The sequence below is a fragment of the Microbulbifer flavimaris genome, from assembly GCF_001641755.2.
Taxonomy (GTDB): Bacteria; Pseudomonadota; Gammaproteobacteria; order Pseudomonadales; family Cellvibrionaceae; genus Microbulbifer; species Microbulbifer flavimaris.
Genome location: NZ_LRFG02000013.1, coordinates 1 through 378, shown reverse-complemented (window position 1 = coordinate 378; position 378 = coordinate 1). Strand labels below are relative to the sequence as shown.

The following is a 378-nucleotide window of genomic DNA, read 5'->3' as shown; positions in this document are numbered from 1 at the left end:
GAAGTTAATCCAGCCGGGTAAACCGACTCAGAACGGCTACATCGAGAGCTTCAACGGCAAGTTCCGGGACGAGTGCCTCAATGAACACTGGTTCCGAGATCTGGCGCATGCGAGAGAAATCATCAGTATCTGGCGGCAGGACTATAACGAGCAGCGGCCACACGCATCCCTCGGCTATCAGACGCCGGCTGAGTTTGCTGCGGCACTGAGACTGGATAAAAAAGAATCAACCACCACGGACATTACTAAGAAGACGCTGGATTAGATATTGGGGGCAGGTCACACCGTATCCAAAATAAAAAAAGGGCCACCCGATTGGGTGGCCCTTTCTTTTATTTAGAAGCCTGACGATGACCTACTCTCACATGGGGAAGCCCC

General features: G+C 52.1%; 1 protein-coding gene. It reads left to right on the top strand.

Annotation, left to right across the window (positions count from 1 at the left end):
- Window positions 1-265 (top strand): integrase core domain-containing protein (locus tag AWR36_RS15950; RefSeq protein WP_141398548.1); only part of this gene is annotated, 265 nt, incomplete at its 5' end.
- Between the last annotated feature and the right edge of the window lie 113 nt (window positions 266-378).